General features: G+C 56.1%; 17 protein-coding genes. 12 read left to right on the top strand and 5 right to left on the bottom strand.

Going from position 1 to position 17183, the window contains the following annotated elements; all coding sequences use genetic code 11:
- Positions 1–14: 14 nt before the first annotated feature.
- The 3 genes from ACQK2Q_RS05695 (at position 15) to ACQK2Q_RS05685 (ending at position 2286) form a co-directional block, all read left to right on the top strand.
- Positions 15–680, top strand: coding sequence for a hypothetical protein (locus ACQK2Q_RS05695; protein ID WP_425408778.1), 666 nt, complete (start codon positions 15–17; stop codon positions 678–680).
- Positions 681–838: 158 nt separating this feature from the next.
- Positions 839–1981 carry an AI-2E family transporter gene (locus ACQK2Q_RS05690; RefSeq protein ID WP_425408777.1) on the top strand — a complete coding sequence of 381 codons (1143 nt, stop codon included), beginning with the start codon at positions 839–841 and terminating at the stop codon, positions 1979–1981.
- A gap of 131 nt (positions 1982–2112) precedes the next feature.
- On the top strand, positions 2113–2286 hold the full coding sequence (locus ACQK2Q_RS05685) for a DUF1328 family protein (protein ID WP_425408776.1): 174 nt from the start codon (positions 2113–2115) through the stop codon (positions 2284–2286).
- A gap of 71 nt (positions 2287–2357) precedes the next feature.
- Here the strand turns inward: ACQK2Q_RS05685 and amaB are convergent, their stop codons facing one another.
- Positions 2358–3845, bottom strand: a complete 1488-nt coding sequence (amaB, locus tag ACQK2Q_RS05680; RefSeq protein ID WP_425408775.1) for an L-piperidine-6-carboxylate dehydrogenase — start codon at positions 3843–3845, stop codon at positions 2358–2360.
- Between the two features lie 158 nt (positions 3846–4003).
- Between amaB and ACQK2Q_RS05675 the strand changes: the two genes are divergently transcribed.
- Positions 4004–4948 carry an isopenicillin N synthase family dioxygenase gene (locus ACQK2Q_RS05675; protein WP_425408774.1) on the top strand — a complete coding sequence of 315 codons (945 nt, stop codon included), beginning with the start codon at positions 4004–4006 and terminating at the stop codon, positions 4946–4948.
- The gene (locus ACQK2Q_RS05670; protein ID WP_425408773.1) at positions 4945–5457 is read left to right on the top strand and encodes a GNAT family N-acetyltransferase; all 513 of its coding nucleotides are present in this window, start codon (positions 4945–4947) and stop codon (positions 5455–5457) included. The genes ACQK2Q_RS05675 and ACQK2Q_RS05670 overlap by 4 nt, the downstream gene beginning before the upstream one ends.
- 4 nt (positions 5458–5461) lie before the next feature.
- Here the strand turns inward: ACQK2Q_RS05670 and ACQK2Q_RS05665 are convergent, their stop codons facing one another.
- Positions 5462–8080 carry a zinc-dependent metalloprotease gene (locus tag ACQK2Q_RS05665; protein WP_425408772.1) on the bottom strand — a complete coding sequence of 873 codons (2619 nt, stop codon included), beginning with the start codon at positions 8078–8080 and terminating at the stop codon, positions 5462–5464.
- 162 nt (positions 8081–8242) lie between these two features.
- Here ACQK2Q_RS05665 and ACQK2Q_RS05660 point away from each other — a divergent pair, with 162 nt between their 5' ends.
- From ACQK2Q_RS05660 to ACQK2Q_RS05650, 3 genes are all read left to right on the top strand, one after another.
- Positions 8243–9088 (top strand): AAA family ATPase, encoded by an 846-nt coding sequence (locus tag ACQK2Q_RS05660; RefSeq protein ID WP_425408771.1) that lies wholly within the window; start codon positions 8243–8245, stop codon positions 9086–9088.
- A gap of 227 nt (positions 9089–9315) precedes the next feature.
- Positions 9316–10287, top strand: a complete 972-nt coding sequence (locus ACQK2Q_RS05655) for an SDH family Clp fold serine proteinase (protein ID WP_425408770.1) — start codon at positions 9316–9318, stop codon at positions 10285–10287.
- Positions 10288–10331: 44 nt separating this feature from the next.
- Positions 10332–11237 (top strand): hypothetical protein, encoded by a 906-nt coding sequence (locus ACQK2Q_RS05650; protein WP_425408769.1) that lies wholly within the window; start codon positions 10332–10334, stop codon positions 11235–11237.
- 2 nt (positions 11238–11239) lie between these two features.
- On the opposite strand, the gene ACQK2Q_RS05645 is transcribed toward ACQK2Q_RS05650, so the two are convergent.
- A complete protein-coding gene (locus tag ACQK2Q_RS05645; protein WP_425408768.1) occupies positions 11240–12616 on the bottom strand; it encodes a Y-family DNA polymerase in 1377 nt (458 codons plus the stop codon).
- Between the two features lie 50 nt (positions 12617–12666).
- On the bottom strand, positions 12667–13497 hold the full coding sequence (locus ACQK2Q_RS05640) for a hypothetical protein (RefSeq protein WP_425408767.1): 831 nt from the start codon (positions 13495–13497) through the stop codon (positions 12667–12669).
- Between the two features lie 76 nt (positions 13498–13573).
- On the opposite strand from ACQK2Q_RS05640, the gene ACQK2Q_RS05635 reads away from it, so the two are divergent.
- From ACQK2Q_RS05635 to ACQK2Q_RS05620, 4 genes are all read left to right on the top strand, one after another.
- The gene (locus ACQK2Q_RS05635; protein ID WP_425408766.1) at positions 13574–14236 is read left to right on the top strand and encodes a Fe2+-dependent dioxygenase; all 663 of its coding nucleotides are present in this window, start codon (positions 13574–13576) and stop codon (positions 14234–14236) included.
- 85 nt (positions 14237–14321) lie between these two features.
- A complete protein-coding gene (locus tag ACQK2Q_RS05630; protein WP_425408765.1) occupies positions 14322–14684 on the top strand; it encodes a YciI family protein in 363 nt (120 codons plus the stop codon).
- Entirely contained in the window at positions 14684–15025 is a 342-nt protein-coding gene (locus ACQK2Q_RS05625; protein WP_425408764.1) for a YciI family protein, read from the top strand. The genes ACQK2Q_RS05630 and ACQK2Q_RS05625 overlap by 1 nt, the downstream gene beginning before the upstream one ends.
- Positions 15026–15028: 3 nt before the next feature.
- Positions 15029–16264, top strand: a complete 1236-nt coding sequence (locus ACQK2Q_RS05620) for an RNA polymerase sigma factor (protein WP_425408763.1) — start codon at positions 15029–15031, stop codon at positions 16262–16264.
- Here the strand turns inward: ACQK2Q_RS05620 and ACQK2Q_RS05615 are convergent.
- Entirely contained in the window at positions 16261–17118 is an 858-nt protein-coding gene (locus ACQK2Q_RS05615; protein ID WP_425408762.1) for a hypothetical protein, read from the bottom strand. The two genes, ACQK2Q_RS05620 and ACQK2Q_RS05615, sit on opposite strands and share 4 nt — an antisense overlap.
- Between the last annotated feature and the right edge of the window lie 65 nt (positions 17119–17183).

Genomic DNA, 17183 nt, shown 5'->3' with positions numbered 1-17183 from the left:
AAAAAAGGCATGCAATGCTAAGCCGGATAATCATTTTCGCCGCCGCCGCCATCGGGAGCGGCGTATTGCTTGGCCGCAAGGCCATTAACAAGAAAATCGAGGAACGTCTTCCGGTTGAAATCGAAACTGCGCGAAAGGCGGCTATTGCGGAGCTGGACAAAAGGACCGGGCAAGTCATCTACGAGAAGCTCAGCGCCTTTGGCGTCAATCTATGCGTCAAAGCCGGCGCGATCGCCTTTCCTTACTGGATGTATCTAGAGGGCCACCTAACGGATACAGGCCTTCACATCATCATTATCACCCTGATCATTGTGTTCGTCTTGCGCGACGCGCTGAAGACCCTTCCCTTTATGGCGCCGGCGCTGCAACTGGTCCGTATGCATAGCTGGAACCCCCGCCGTGCGCTGACGGAATTCGTTGCGGGCGTTGCATTTGAAAAAACCTACGCCGAAGCCATGCTTGCCATGGAAACGGGCCCCAACCGCCTCTGGCTGGCGCTGTCCAAATACTCCGCGCATAACGTATCCAGAGAAGTGGCTGAAGCCGTGGCGGAAATTGCAAGGACGACGTCTTACGACCGAATAAAACCACGCGCGCTCCTCGCTGGTGCGCTTGCTGTCGTGATGATGGCGGTCTACGCCGCATTCCTCTATCTTACGATCGGCGGCGGCGGCGAATAAGCGGGAACCAATGGCGGAACCAAGGGTTTTCCACGATATTGACGGTTTTATAATATGAAAAAAGACCGAGGCGGTTGCGCTTGACGGATGTCATCGAGGCAAAAGAAGAGACACGACCAGGCTCCAGCGGTTTTCGTCCGTCTAAAAGAACGGCGCAAATGGCTGCCTTGCGCAAGCTGTTGCCCGAAGCGTTGCCGACCTTTCCCGACAGAGCGCAATTTACAATCGCTCTTAGCGTCGTAATCATCGCGATTGTCACGTTATGTATCGCGCTTTACTTTTCGAAGCCTTTAATGCTGCCGATAGCCTCCGCTTTTGTCTTAAGTGTCTTGCTTGCTCCGGCTGCGCATTGGCTGAAGCGTCGTTCGGTCGGCGACGCCGTCGGCGCATTCATCATCGTCGCTTTGGCCTTCGGTCTTTTTGCCGGCGCGCTCTATATCACTATACAACCCGGCGCAGCATGGCTGGAACGATTGCCGGACGTGATTGACGATGCAAAATCCAAACTTACAAACGTTCAAGAAGCGGTCGATAAAGTTCAGGACGTTTCCCAACGCGTCAATGAGCTGACTGACCTGGACGGAGAACAGCCTGCAAATGAGGTGAGGCTGGAACAGCCAGATTTCAGCGGCGCAATTTTCTCTTCCGCGCGTTCGCTCATCGTGCAGGTGCTGTTTACGACCGTCCTGACGTATTTTTTTCTGGCGTCGCGCCGGGATATCCAAAGAAAACTCATGCTCATGCGCGGCAGCACGGCGGGTATGCTGAAGATGTCGCGAATGATGCTGGCTGTCGAACAAAAAGTCGGCTCCTACATGTTTACGATGCTGCTGATCAATCTGGGCCTTGGCGCGGCTACAACGCTGGCCATGATCGCAATCGGGATGCCCTCGCCGTTCGTTTGGGGCGCGCTGGCGGCGTTTTTCAATTTCATTCCTTATCTCGGTCCGGCGACGCTTGTGGCGCTGCTCAGCATCACCGGGATCGTTACCTTTGAGACGCCGATTGAAATGGCGACGCCCGCCCTGGTTTACATGGCTCTGAATTTTATCGAATCGAATTTCGTTACCCCGCTGTTTATCGGCGTGCGTCTGACCATCAGTCCGCTGGCGATCATTTTGAATATAAGTTTCTGGACATGGCTATGGGGTCCGGCGGGCGCTATTATATCAATCCCCGCCCTCGTCATTTTCAAAACAATTTGCGACTATACGGAAGTCCTGCGTCCGGTGGGTCTGCTGATCGGGGATTCAGATACGTTCAGACCAGTGAAATCGGCGTTCGCCGACACGCGGTCATAATCCCACATAAAATACGTATGCCGCCCAATCAAAAACTTTGGAACAAAGACCTGATGGCCGTGTTCTCGCTTTAATCGCTGACGCGATTGCTTGGCCTTGGAGGGCAAGCGCTATAGCCAAAGGAGGTTATCATGCTCGGTTGGGCGCTAACATTTTTTGTCATTGCAATTATAGCCGCAATCTTTGGTTTCGGCGGCATTGCAGCAGGCGCGGCTGGTATCGCCAAAATCCTGTTTTTTATCTTTCTCGTTCTGTTTATTCTGGCGATGGTCGCTCGTGCAGTGCGCGGCCGGCCTCCGGTATAAACGATCCAATAAGTTTTTTGAAACTAAGGGGCGCAATCAGCGCCCCTTAGTTTTGTGTAGTCCAATAATTTTCAAATATCAAACTTTACGCCCTGCGCCAGAGGCAGTTCGCTTGAGTAATTAATCGTCTGCGTTTGCCTGCGCATGTAAGCTTTCCACGCGTCCGATCCGGATTCCCTTCCGCCCCCTGTTTCTTTCTCACCGCCAAACGCACCGCCTATTTCAGCACCCGAAGGGCCGATATTGACATTCGCGATGCCGCAATCGGACCCGGTTGCAGAAAGAAAACGCTCCGCCTCAAGAATATCTTTAGTGAATATACACGATGACAGACCCTGGCTGACGCCGTTCTGCCAGTCAATCGCTTCGTCCAGCGAATCATAGCGCATAACATAAAGGATAGGCGCAAAGGTTTCTTCCTTGACAATACCGTCATGGCTGTCGATTTCGACGATTGCGGGTTTGACGTAAAATCCGGTCTCGCCAATTCTCTCGCCGCCGGTGATGGCGGCGCCTTCCGCCTTTGCGCGCTCCAGCGCATATTGCATCTGGTCAAACGCAGCGCCGTCAATCAGCGGCCCGATAAGCGTATCCGGGGCGAGCGGGTCGCCGACTTCAAGTGATTCATAAGCGCTTTTCAAACGCGGCGTAAATTCATCGTAAATAGAATTGTGCACGAACAATCGGCGGAGCGATGTGCATCGTTGTCCCGCCGTACCCGCCGCGGAGAAGCAAACCGCGCGCAAGGAAAGCGCAGGGTCGGCTGAGGGCGCGACAATGCCGGCGTTATTACCGCCAAGCTCCAGCAACACTCTTCCAAAACGCTGCGCCACGCGGGGCGCGACTTCCCTGCCCATACGCGTCGATCCTGTGGCTGAAACGAGTGCGATACGGCTGTCGTCGACAAGTTGCTCGCCTGTCTCACGACCGCCGATGATGACAGCCGATAAGCCGTCAGGCGCGTCGCCGAACTTTTTAAGCGCGCGCTCAAACAGCGCCTGTGTCGCGAGCGCTGTCAGCGGCGTTTTCTCCGAGGGTTTCCACAAGCAAGGATTGCCGCAGACGATCGCAAGCGCAGCGTTCCAGGACCATACCGCTACCGGAAAATTGAAAGCCGAGATGACGCCGACCGGTCCCAGCGGATGCCACGCTTCCCGCATATGATGACCGGGCCGCTCCGAAGCGATCGTCAGACCATAGAGCTGGCGCGACAGACCCACGGCGAAATCGCAGATATCGATCATCTCCTGCACTTCGCCAAGTCCCTCGGAGAGAATTTTACCGCACTCTATCGTTACCAGTCGGCCAAGAGCCTCTTTATTGGCGCGCAATTCCTCTCCGAAAAGCCGCACCATTTCACCACGGCGCGGTGCCGGGACAGAGCGCCATATGCTGAACGCTTTTTGCGCGGCCTCGATCTTGCGCTCGACAGCCTGCGTATCGTCTATTTTTACATTCGCAATTTGCGAACTGTCGATGGGCGTGTCGACGATCAAATCGCCGTTTTCGCTCATCGCTTCTTCAACGCCGAGTTCCGCCAGCAATTCGGAAATTTCCATCAGCAACTCCTCTTTTCTAGCGTTATAGACGGGCCGGAATATTCAGCAATGCGGCGCATAGCCGGAAATTGCCGCGGTGTTTATCGATTCCGGCATTGCGCTGATCGGGCGCACAGCCTAAACCCGCGCCTGTTTGATAATTTGTCCTTGAGAAATCCATGCCCCGAAAAACCGCCGGTGTTCCTGAACTCAGTCTGAAATCTTACACCGATGGCGGTGCGGATGCGCGCTCTGCTTTTAAAGAAGCGCTTTTTGAAGGTTTCAAACATTACGGCTTCATCATCCTGAAAGATCACGGAATCAGCCATGATCTACTCTCGCGCGCTTATCGATTAAGCGCAGCGTTTTTTGCACATACCGCAGAGGAGAAAGCTGCGTTTGTGCAGCCGGACGGTCAGCGCGGCTATACGCCGTTCGGGAAAGAACACGCGAAAGACTCACAACATCCCGATCTGAAAGAGTTCTGGCATGTGGGACGCGAATTTGAATATGACTCCCCGCTGGAGAATATCTACCCCCGCAATTTCTGGCCTGAAACGCCAACCGGCTTTCGAGAGACTTTCCTTGCGCTTTACGATGCGCTGGAAGACGCCGGCCTCGTCATGCTCGAAGCGCTGGCGCATAGCCTCGCGGCTCCGGATGATTATTTTCGGCAAATGGCGACAGACGGTAACTCGATCCTGCGACTGTTGCATTATCCGCCGATCCCGGATGACGCACATCCGGACTGTATAAGAGCCGCTGCGCACGAAGACATTAACCTGATCACCATACTTGTGGCCGCCGAAGGCGGCGGCCTTGAGCTGCTCGATCGCAACGGCGACTGGCTGGCGATTGATACGGATCCGGAAAATCTTATCGTCGACGCCGGCGATATGCTGGCGCGCATCACCAATGGCGTCATCCCCGCCACAACGCATCGCGTTGTCAATCCGTCCGGACCCAATGTTTCACGATATTCAATGCCGTTTTTTATGCACCCTCACCCGGATGCGATACTGTCCTGCATGGAAAGCTGTAAACAAGATCGGGTGCGCTATCCCGACATTCGCGCGGACGATTTCCTGCGCCAGCGGTTGCGGGAAATCGGACTTGTGGGATGAGCCTTGTCATTCGCTCCGGTAAAGCCGCCGACATTCCGGCGCTCATGGCATTGGAGCACGACGCAGCACAGTCCTATCGCGCGATCGGATATGATTTTTGCGCTGAAGGGGCTGTTCGCGACGCAGAAGAACACAAGCGCGCCCTGCGGGACGGTGCTACTTTTGTTGCGGAAATAAACGCGGAACCAACCGGCTTTATCTTACTCTGGCCCGCCGATGGGCGCGCCCATATCGCAGAACTTTCCGTTGCGCAACGCTTTCAACAACAGGGGATAGGCCGCGCGTTAATCGCGGCCGGAGAGAGCTGGGCTGGCGAGAAGGGCTACAGGGATATTACGCTCACGACATTTACCGAAGTCCCCTGGAACGCACCCTTTTACCGTTCAATCGGATATAAAGCATTCACGCTTGCGCCCGGCGACAAAGATTTCGCCGCCATTCAGGCCGTAGAAGCCGCACACGGGTTTCATGCAAAGCCGCGCACCGCGATGATCAAGCATTTGCCGTAAATCGTCATTCGCAATGCCAGCACGTCTCCATGAACGCGCCGAATACCGGGCTTGATCCAATCGGGCTGCCCGGCGGCGTTTCCGGCGCGGCGACAATTCCCGATCCCGCCGGCGCCGGGCGTTCCAGATGGCGCTCGATATTGGCGATCAGCCATTCGCGATGCGCGCGATCCGCCGTCTGCCCCTCCAGAAGGCCCGGGGCGATCCGTGTGCGCAGATTCTTCAAGTAAAGATGGATTGTGCTTTGTACGCTGGCGGAAGCGATCTGTCCCCCGCCGCTTGAAAGACCAACCGCCGCCGCCTGCGCTTCTCCCGGCGCCGGCGCGCCGCCGTTCAGCGCAATCAGCGTGGAGACAAACCGCGCCTGTAACTGGTGTGCTATAGCGCGCCGCCGATCCGTCGGCTGACTGTCGAAGATTTGCCGCTCAATAGCGCTCATGACGTCGGTAAGGCCAAGCCGGGATGCATCGCGGGCTTTGTAATCCATCAAACGCGCCGCCCGGTCAGGATGCAGCAACGCGCCCATGGTAATCAATCCGGCCGTATCAGCAGCAGCAATAACATCGAATACAGGACCCGTCTGGCCGTCAAATGTCTCGGCGATATCATTTGATCCAAACGCGCCAAGCGGCGGCGTCAGACGGTTCACGAGGCTGTCAGACAAGGTGAGCGCGGCAGGATCGAGCGTTTCCACCAGCGCCGCCAGCGCTTCGCGTTGCCGATCGTCAGAAACCGGCGCGCCGCCCGACAATGCATCGCCCTTTGCATTATAGGAAAACTCAAACCCGCCCACTGACTTTGCGGCGGCGGCGACCTGATAACGGTGGTAGAGATAGATCGGCACAATCACATTGCGTAGTTCCGCCATTGGCCGGCCGTCTTTAATCGCGCGGGCGCCAAAGTTTTCCAGTGCAATACGTCTGACATCCATTGTCTGGCGCAACATGGCGACGGCGTCACCGCCATTGTCCCAAACACTGGCGTATGGATGGGCGGTTGCGACGCTGCGCGCTTCGCGGTCGCCGATAAATCGCAATCCGTCGGCATAACCTTCACGCAGGATCGCTTCCAGTTCCGCTTGCGTATCGGCGTCCTGCGGAAATTCTGCGTACAGCCACGTCGCCGCCAGCTTGTCCCACTCGCCGATACCGTCATCATAGGCTTGCGAAAGATCAAGCGCACCGTTTTGCGAAACGCTGACCAGCGGCGCCGGATAATCCATGACGGAAGCCCGGTCATTTGACGATGCGGCGAAATTATGCGCAAAGCCGAGCGAATGGCCGACTTCGTGCGCAGAAAGCTGTTTAATGCGATTGAGCGCTATGTTGACAGGATCGCTGGGACCGCCCTCGCCTGACTGCTGAGCGCCGACAAGACCTTCAAATATCATCCGATCCTGGCGTACGCGTTGGGAGCCGAGAATCACGCTGCCTTTCAGCATCTCTCCGGTGCGCGGATCGTGGACGCCCCCGCCATATGACCAGCCTCTCGTCTGGCGATGAGTCCATGAAATCACATTGTAGCGAATATCGCGCGGATGCACGCCTTCAGGCAACGGCTCAACGCGAAACGCATCTTCAAAGCCCGCCGCTTCAAACGCGTCCGCCCACCACGAAGCGCCCTCGATCAACGCGTCGCGGATTTGCGGCGGCGCGCCGGAGTCGACATAGAAGATAATCGGTTCTTTCGCGGGGCTTACCGCCGCCTCCGGATCTGTCTTTTCCAAACGATAGCGTCTGGCGACGGACTGAAGAATTTGACCTTCCAAGGGCGACGAAAAATCATAGTGCGCAATATTGATGGCGCCGGCGCGCGGATCAAACAATCGCGGTTCAAAACCGGGTTCGGGCAGGCGTACGAGAGAATGGTGTTGAACGAGCGTGATAGAACGGCTGTCAGGCGCAGTTGCATTAACTTCTGCGCCCGGCGCATCACTCGTCAGCGTCATGAAAGAATCAAATTCAACATTGTCAGGAAACGCCATCGCATTCGATGTATCGGCGAAAGTACGATCTGCTGCGAGCGTATACGAGCCGCCTTGCGGATGGTTTTTCAACGAGCTGACAACCCCAAGGGCGTCTCGCGTCAGGAATGAAGAAAGGTCCACAAGAATTTCGCCGTCAGGCCCGGTGGCTGTAATCTCTCCCGCCCACAGGAACGAACGGGCGAACGATTCCCTTACGGCCTTTCGCTCAAGTTCGTTTTCCGCGCTTGCGCGGAAGGTCCAGTTTTCGCGTTCTGCGATCAATTTGTCACCGGCGCGCCGGAATGCGATCAGGGAACCGCTGTCGAAAAGCCCCCGGTCAAGACCGACGGGGTTCGACCCCAACCCGGCTGTCAGGCCGGATGCATAAATGGCGCGAAGAGCTACGCCGTCTTCATCGGCGGCTGGAAACTGGGCGAATACGCGGCCGCCTTTTTCATCTGCAAATAGCGTGATAAAACCGCTCTTTCGCTGAAAGTCTGACACAGACTCATCGATCCATACGCCGTTATTTTCATTATCTTCGGGATTTTGTTCAGATCCGGTCGCTTCCGCCCCGGCGTCCTCGTCAGGATCATCGCTTGCGGAACAGGAGAACAATACAAGCGATGAGAGTGCGGCAATTGCTAATGAGCGCATGAAAGACCTTCCCCTGTAACCGGCGCAGCTTATGGCGAGGCAAGCTGCCGGAAATTTTTCCAAAATGCAAAGCTTTGCTCCGCTGCTATGGTCAATTGCCATCCCGCGGCGCGTCCGTATAGTCGCGCACAGTTTGAACAGCCGGAGCAGTGAGGTCATTCAGTGAAGTTTGCAGGCACGAAAGATTATGTCGCCACAGAGGATTTGAAAGTCGCCGTCAACGCAGCCGTAACGCTGGAGCGGCCGTTGCTCGTAAAAGGCGAACCGGGGACGGGCAAAACCGTGCTCGCAATCGAGGTCGCCAAAGCGCTCGGCGCTCCATTGCTTGAATGGCACATAAAATCGACAACCAAGGCGCATCAGGGTCTTTATGAATATGACGCCGTCGCCCGTTTGCGCGATGGGCAGCTCGGCGAAGAACGCGCGCGCGATGTTCGGAACTACATCAAACAGGGAAAACTCTGGGAAGCCTTTACAGCCGATCAACGGCCGGTTCTTCTGATTGACGAAATTGATAAAGCTGACATCGAATTTCCCAATGACCTGCTCCAGGAACTCGACCGTATGGAGTTCTATGTTTATGAAACCGGTGAAACAGTCACCGCAAAACAGCGCCCGATCGTCATTATTACCTCCAACAATGAAAAAGAATTGCCGGACGCGTTTTTGCGGCGTTGCTTTTTTCATTACATAAAGTTTCCGGATCCCGACACGATGGCTGAAATCGTAGACGTGCACTATCCGGGAATTAAAAAGCGTCTTGTCGCCGACGCCTTGAAGATCTTTTACGAAATTCGCGAAGCGCCTGGCCTGAAAAAGAAGCCGTCGACATCCGAATTACTGGACTGGCTGAAATTGATCATGGCGGAAGATTTACCGGAACAGATATTGAGCGAACGCGACCCGCGAAAAGCAATACCGCCGCTGCACGGAGCGCTTTTGAAAAATGAGCAAGATGTGCATATGTTTGAACGGCTCGCCTTTCTGGCGCGGCGTGAAGGCGTGTAATATCATTGCGTCTGTTGGCTTCTAGGCGCCAGCCGGTTTTGCTCGATACGTGCATCTGCGCAAATTTTACAAGTTTCAACGAGAGCGCAGTGAAACCGCTATGGATGCGCGCCATTTCAGCGCGAACGATTTCTGTTTCGACGGTAACGCCACTATTTTCCGCTCTTTTCAGTTTCACGAAAAGACCCTAAGGTTCTAGCCTGTCTTGCGTAGAGGGGTTCAGGGGCATGGAAGGTTTATGGGGCGCGCTGCCCATCCTGTTGATTTTGTTGTTTATTATTGCACGAAATATAGGCAATAAGCAGCGACACGCAGAGCTTGTCAGTAAATTTGCGAAGGTTCAAAAAAAGCGCAAAAGCCGTATTATCGCGATTGTGCACCGTCAGGAGCCCATGGGCCTGCTCGGCATTCCCATGCTGCGATACATCGATCTGAACGATGCGGAAGACGTTCTTGACGCCATTCGCAAGACCCCGCCGAGCAAACCCCTTGAACTCATTTTGCATACGCCAGGCGGGCTGGTGCTGCCTGCTGTCCAGATCGCGCGGGCGATCAAGGCGCACCCCGGCAAAACAACGGTTTTTGTTCCGCACTACGCCATGTCGGGCGGCACGCTCATTGCGCTGGCGGCTGACGAAGTTGTTCTCAGCCAGCACGCCGTGCTCGGCCCAATTGATCCGCAGATTGGCGGCTTGCCGGCGGCTTCTGTCGTCAGGGTGGCAAATGAAAAACCTATTCAGAATACGGAAGATTATACGCTTGTGCTCGCCGATGTAGGGGCCATGGCGATTACACAATTGCAAAAAATCGCTCGCGAATTGTTAACCGGAACCGTTTCGGAAAATGCAGCCATCGGCATTGCCGAGCAATTATCGTCTGGCCGCTGGACGCATGATTATCCGATCGCCTACGGGGAAGCGCGAGAACTTGGTCTCAATGTCTCTAACGACATGCCCAAAGACATGATGGAGATGATGGCGCTGTTCCCTGATTCATTAAAGCGCAACAAGAGCGTTAAATATCTCGAAGACGAACCGCAATCCGGCGCGCTCGCCGAACAGCGCGTCACGCTCACGGGCTATCAGCCGCAACCCGGCGCGCGCAGCTTCAGTTATGGCCCCTGGAATCCGAAAGAGCTGAAACTGAAAGACTCTGAAAATTCAGGCCGCAAACCATTTTGGCGGCGCAACGCCGATTAGTCTCGCCCGCTTCTCACACATCACGTAAAAGTCAGGATTACCCCATGCTGTTTCGTTTCGCCGTATCGCTTTTCGCAATTGGACTCAGCGCTTGCGCGACGTCTTCGGAAACGGCTCATCCGGATTTGCGGCCATCGTTTGCGGCGCCGTCGCTCGCCAACTTTTCCCGCGTCGAAATTGCGCAAAATTACAAATTCAAAAAAAGCGCCGCACCGGTTTTTGAAGGCGGTGTCTTGCGCGCGGCGTCATCGGATTTGACTGCCGCACATGACGATATGGCGAAACTGCCGGAAAATTATGGCTCGCGCATCCAGAACCTTGGCGGCGCTGGCGAAGGCGAGGTCATTTACCACAGAACCCAATCGGCGATACCCGACGGCTGGGCCGATAACGGAGAGGCGCTGGTGCATCTGCAAAGCGGATTGAGCTGTCAGCGCCAGATAAACATTGACGGAGAAAACCGGCATTTTGTGCTGGATCGCATTACACAGTTTGACGACGCCGGGCGGGACGTCGCCTGCGGTCTTGTGAGTAATACCGGCGGGGCCGTCATCGCGGTTTTCGCGTCTTATTGGCCTGACGTTTCCCGCGACGATCACGCCCTCTCGGCTGCGGCGTCAATCATTGAGCGCTACAATGTTTCGGAAGAATTGCCGGCGCCGATTGTGACGCTCGCCGCAGGCGACGAAGATACGTCTAATCCGGCGCTTTTTTCCGGATTGGAAGAACCCATTGCCGGCGGGTTTTCCATTGGTCAGACGAATGGCGTTGATTACAAGACGGCTTTCTGGATTGCGAAAACCTTCGACTGGCATGTCAAGGTCTATGCTTCCTACCCGAAAGATGACATTACCGCAGAAATTGTCGCCGCGGTCTATTTTGCCGTGTCTCACCTTGGCGTGCGGGCGAAAAATTTATCCGAACCGACCGCGCCCGGCGTCGATGTATGAACTCAGTATAGAAACTCTGCGTCTTCAGGCACGCGGGAAAACGCAATTTTGGCTCCGAGATAATTAAGATCGAGTCCCGCCTGGCTGGCCAGCATGACATGCCTTTGAAGCGGCGCGCCGTTCTGGGGCGTTCCTGCGCCCAGGCGCCGGAATTTTGCGTCCTGATCGGCGTTGATTTTATCGATCAGCCTCCAGAGTTCGGCGCGGCGGTGTTCAGTTTCCGCAACGCCCGGTTCGGCGAAGAGGTCAAATTGCTCGATGGCGCCGTCGCCGTTTTTGGCCAGACCATGCAGATACACGGTGACCCCGCCGATGCGCCCGAGCGCGCCGTCCCGCCGGCGTTCATCCAAAAACTCATCCCAGGCGTCGTCCAGCGCAGTCAGAAAACGGTAGCTGTCCTGCGAATGCGCAAAGCGCCGGCCGCGCTCCCAGCCGCCATCCGGGCGCAGCCGGACGGAAAGACTGAGCGAACTGGCGAACAAACCGTAATGCCGCAGACGGCTGGCCGCTTTTAGCAATAGCGCGCGCGCCACGATGCGCGCTTGCGCCGGGGCTTCATGCTCGCGCGATAAAACACGGCTATGGCCGATCATGGATTTTTTTACCGGCGGTTCCTCAACTTCATATCCATGCAGCTGATACCAGAACCGTTCTCCCTGCACCGAGCCCCATATCGCCCGCGCGCGTTTCGGTTCTAGCCGCCACAGGGAAAGAAAATCAGTAATTCCCGCTTTTGCCAGCCGGGCGGCGACCCCGGCGCCCACGCCCGGAATATCCGTAAGCGGTATATTTTCAAGAGAGTGCGGCAGATCTTTCAGTTCAAGCACGGTCAGCCCGTCAGGTTTGACGCGCTCCGCCGCGAGCTTCGCCAGAAGGCGGCTCGGCGCCAGACCGATTGATGAGCGCAAGGCGGGCCCGACATTCTCCGCAATCCCTTTTTTCACGCGATGCGCAAGCGCTGTGGCTTTGTCGGGATAACGTTCGGACCGTGAAAGCCGGAACGCCGCTTCATCGACGGAGCAAATTTTCTCAAGCGGCAAATGCCGCTCGATTTCAGTCATCAAAAGCTTGTGGACCTGAACATAACGGTCGTGACGCGCCGGACGCACGGCGATGCCGGGACAGCGTTCGCGTGCTTCGCGGATCGGCGTGCCGCGTTTGATCCCGAACGGGCGCGCTTCATAGCTGGCGGCGATGGCGCTCGTATGCTCTGACGCCATCGGCGCGACAATGACCGGCCGCCCCCGCAGGGAGGGATCGTCGTGCTGTTCGACGCCTGCGAAATAAGCGTTGAAATCAATAAAAAGACAGGTGAGCCCGTCTGCGGCCCTGTAGCGGCCGCGCGGCGCAACAGGCGCGCTGTTCTCGTTTCGCATCATGAGAACAAATGTAGAACATTGATGAGCCGGCGTCTACTCGTGGGAAGCGACTAGATCAATCCCCGCGCCGCAATTTCGATCCGCGCCGCTGCGCCATAAAGCGCCGACGGCTTTCCGCCGGTCTGCGTAGCGGTAAGACTTTCAAAGGCTTCGAGCGCCACGCTGATCTGTTCTTGCGACAACTCTATCGCTTCAACCTCATTCACATCGCTGGTGCGGATTCCCGCCAATATCTCCCGCGAAGCAATAAGGAAACCATAAGCGTCCTGATACTCGTGGGCGTTTGAAATCGATCCGTCATCTTCGACGCCGATATCAAATTCATCGGCCGCCGTGCGGACGATCGCTGAAACGCCAAGCAGGTGATTAGCAACGCTTGTCTGCGGCGCGTGCGCTTCGAGTGCGCCAATTACCGCGCTGTAAGCGGCCGATACATCGCCGCCGGATTCCGCGGCCTCGGCCAGAGCCTGTAATTGCGTTGCGAACCCCGGCAACCCGCGCGCGTCTATGGCCGGCGCCAGCGTACTATAGAGTTCACTTTCGGGATGTTTGACGTGCATCAGCGCCATTTCCCGCGCATCGTTCTGGTAAAGCTCCATAAATGCGATGAGATGGCCGCGCACAAGACCAAGCAGGCGCAGATAAGCCGGGTCGTTGGCGGCCGGATCGGCATTGTCGCCCGAGCCTTCGCTCTCGCCGCCCTCTCCTTCGCCTTCGCTTTCCCCGCCCTCGCCCTCGGCTTCGCCGGCAGCGACTGTGGAAAGACCCGTTTCGCCTTCGCCGCCCTCTCCTTCGCCTTCAACACTGCATCCGGAAAGCCCGAGGGCGCCGGCGGCGGCAATGGTTGAAAGTCCGGTCAGTAATTTCAGGCGTCGCGTCATCTTGCCCCTCCATTATTTCTGACGTCATGTAATGGAATGCCACGCCAGATGCAAATGATTATTAATAGAGAGAAGCATGCTCCTGCAGATTGAGAACGTATTAAGTCACATCGAGTGTGAAGCCGTCTGCGCTGCGGTCGAAAACCCCGCCCTTTGGCGTGACGGACGCAAAACCGCCAAGGGGGAAGCAAAATCCGTAAAGAATAATGTTCAGGCGGACACAAGCACGCCGGCTGTTAAAGGCGCCACATCGAAGATCACCGATGCCTTAAGCGCGCATGCGGTTTTTCAGGCGGCGGCGCAACCTGCAGAGATCATCCGGCCGACAATTAATAAATACAGCGCCGGCATGCATTACGGCGATCACGTTGATGCGGCCTATATCAACGGAAGACGAACGGATTTGTCATTCACGCTGTTTTTAAGCGACCCGGAATGTTACCAGGGCGGTGAACTGGTGATCGACAACGCCGGGCAAGAAGACCGCATTAAGGGGGCGGCGGGCAGTCTCGTTCTCTACCCATCTACCGCCGTTCACCGCGTCGAAGAGACCGTTTCCGGAGAACGGATTTGCTGCATCGGCTGGGTCAAAAGCAAAATTCGCTCGCTTGAAAATCGCACCTTGCTTTTAGAGCTTGAGACGGCGCTTGCAGATTTGCGCCAAACCGGAACGCCATTGCCCATATATAATCGCTTGCTGAACATACGGAACAATTTGTTGCGCGCGTTTGGCGACTAATTTTGCCGGACCGCGTCGAAATCAACGGCGCCGGCGCGTCTTTAAAATACAAATGCGCATTCCGGCGCAACAAAGGAGGTCATAGATGAAAATAATGTTGCTGGCCAATGAAACGCCGCAGGACTTCGCACTGCGCGACAATAAGGATAAATTCGACGCCTATATGGGCGAATGGTACGCCTATGGCGACGCGCTGAAGAATGAGGGCGTGTTGCTTGATGGCGCGGCGCTTGAACCGCCTTCCTCCGCGACTGTGGTTTCGGTCAGGAACGGCGAACGAGCGGTCGAAGACGGCCCCTTCGCCGACGCCAAGGAACAGCTTGGCGGCTTTTTCATCATAGAAGCGCCAGACATGAACACGGCGTCGCGATGGGCGGCCAAATGCCCTGCGGCGAAAACCGGCTTTGTCGACGCCCGCGCTATCATGGAAATCGAGGGAGAAGAATAATGAAATATTTATTCCTTCTTTACGATGATGAAAACGCCTGGGATTCAATGCCGGAAGAAAAGCGGAACGAAATTTTTGGATCGTATTTCGCTTATTCTGACGCGCTGAAAAAATCAGGCGCCTATATTGGCGGCGCGCCGCTGGTGCATTCGCGCGAAGCAAAACGCATTCAAAACGATCAGGTCCAGGACGGCCCCTTTGCAGACGGCAAGGAGCAGCTTGGCGGTTATTACATGATCGAGGCTGACAATCTCGACGACGCGCTGGAATGGGCGGCGCGTTGCCCATGCGCGAGCATCGGGCATGTTGAGGTCCGCCCCGTTTGGAATATTGGCGGTTAGGCGGTGAACGATGCGCGGGCGATAGCAGAACAGACCGCCCGCGCGTCATACGGCAAACTTCTCGCCTGGCTTTGCTCCCGCACAAGCGATGTCGCGGGCGCCGAAGATGCTCTTGCTGATGCATTCCGCGCCGCGCTCGAGCATTGGCCGGATAACGGTGTTCCACACGCGCCAGAAGCGTGGATTCTCACAACGGCGCGGCGAAAACTGATCGATCAGTCCAGAAAAAACAAAACCCGGGCGGATGCAGCATCAACATTGCTTCTTGCCGCAGAAGAAGCGCAAGACGCTTTGCAGAATGAAGTCGTCTTTCCTGACGAACGGCTGAAACTGATGCTGGCCTGCGCCCACCCGGCGATTGATGCGAGTATTCATACGCCGCTCATGCTGCAAACCGTGCTCGGGCTCGACGCCGCGCGAATAGCTTCCGCCTTCCTCATTTCGCCGAAAGCGATGAGCGCACGGCTGGTGCGTGCGAAACGTAAAATCAAAGCGGCGAATATTCCATTTGCAGAACCGTCAATCGATACGCTGCCGCTGCGCATTAACGCACTGCTTGAGGCTATCTATGCGGCGTATGGAACGGGGTGGAACGATGACGACGGCGCGGACGAGAATTCGCGCGGGCTGACATTCGAAGCGATTTTTCTCGCCAAGCTAGTTTCAGACTTGTCGCCCGATGCAGCGGAGGCCTGGGGTCTGCTGTCGTTAATGCTGCACGCTGAAGCGCGACGCGCCGCCCGCCGGCGCGATGGTATTTATGTGCCCTTGCGCGAGCAGGATACCAATCTGTGGGATAAACAACTGATCCAGAAAGCTGAGCGGGCCTTGTCGCATGCATGGCGATTGAATCAACCGGGACGCTACCAGATTGAAGCGGCGATTCAATCCGCGCATGCAGCGTCCAAACTTTCAGGCCGCGACGTTAGCGACGACATTATTGTTCTATATCAACGGTTAATAGAAATCGCGCCGAGTATTGGCGCGCAAGTCAGCTATGCGGCGGCGCTTTCCAGCGGCGGACAGCACGATGAAGCTTTGCTGGTCTTGGATAGCATTGCAGCGAACCTAATTGATTCCTATCAACCCTATTGGGCGATCCGCGCCCATGTTTTAAACGCGCTGAACAGACATGCCGGCGCCCAAAGCGCTTATGATCGCGCTATCGGACTTGCATCGGATCCGGCTGTCAGAACGTTTCTTTTTGAAAAGAAACAGATGGTTGGAAAAGCTTCCTAGAACCAGTAACTCTTGTTCAGACGCTGCATGAACAACGGCGTACTGGATGGCTGCATGTTAACAGTCCATTCCACCGCGTTATTCGTGGACGCTCTGTAGGATTCAATTTGTATGGCGTAACCTTGCGCTTCGACCCGCACCCATAATTGCGCTGTTTGCGAGCGCGCAGGCACGCCCGCATGAATCACCAGCGAATTGCCCTGCTGGCGCACCGTGCCGCCTGAGGATTTGAAAAGGTCCCAGGTCTGATCCGTATCCTCATTATGCAGACGGCCCCGCAGCGCGCCGCGCCGGATCAATGTGCTGATGTCAGCCGGCAGCCCTTCCGGAAAATTGACCGTCAAGTGGACATCGTATTTCGAGGGGCCTCGCCGGTCCTGAACCAAAATCGCTTGCGCCGGTGAAGCCGAATAGGCGGCATTGTATAGTCTTCCCTGCAGTGACGCTTCTCGCGTGGTAGCCGCCGGTTCAAGCCCGGGCAGATTGTCGTTGATGCCTTGCAGGCCGCCCGCGAGATTCGCCGGCACCGCTGTCATCAGCACCGCCAGCAAGCCGAACCCTTGCGCAAAGGCGCCTTGTCTGGTGATGGGCTGAAAATAGAAGATCGACGCGGCGCCCAAAACCGTCATGCCAATCACGACCATCCACAAAGGAATGTCCGAAAATCCAAGAATGGAGCCTAGCTGGACCACCCACTGATTGATCGTATAGAGCGCCGACGCTTCGCCCGATTGTTGATAGTCAGTCACGAGTGCGGCGATAATGCCCGCGGAACCGGACAGCGCCAGCCCCATCATATCCCCCATCGTAAAATTACCCGGTGATTTTACACCGTGCTTTACTCCATACGGCATCGGTTAGCTCCCTCACGTGGAATATCCCTGCCGGGCAGTTAACCACATAATTAAGAAAGGATTAA

This window comes from Hyphococcus sp. (assembly GCF_965228385.1).
Taxonomy (GTDB): domain Bacteria; phylum Pseudomonadota; class Alphaproteobacteria; order Caulobacterales; family Parvularculaceae; genus Hyphococcus.
Note: the sequence above shows the minus strand (reverse complement) of the source record. Positions and strands in the feature narration are given on the sequence as shown.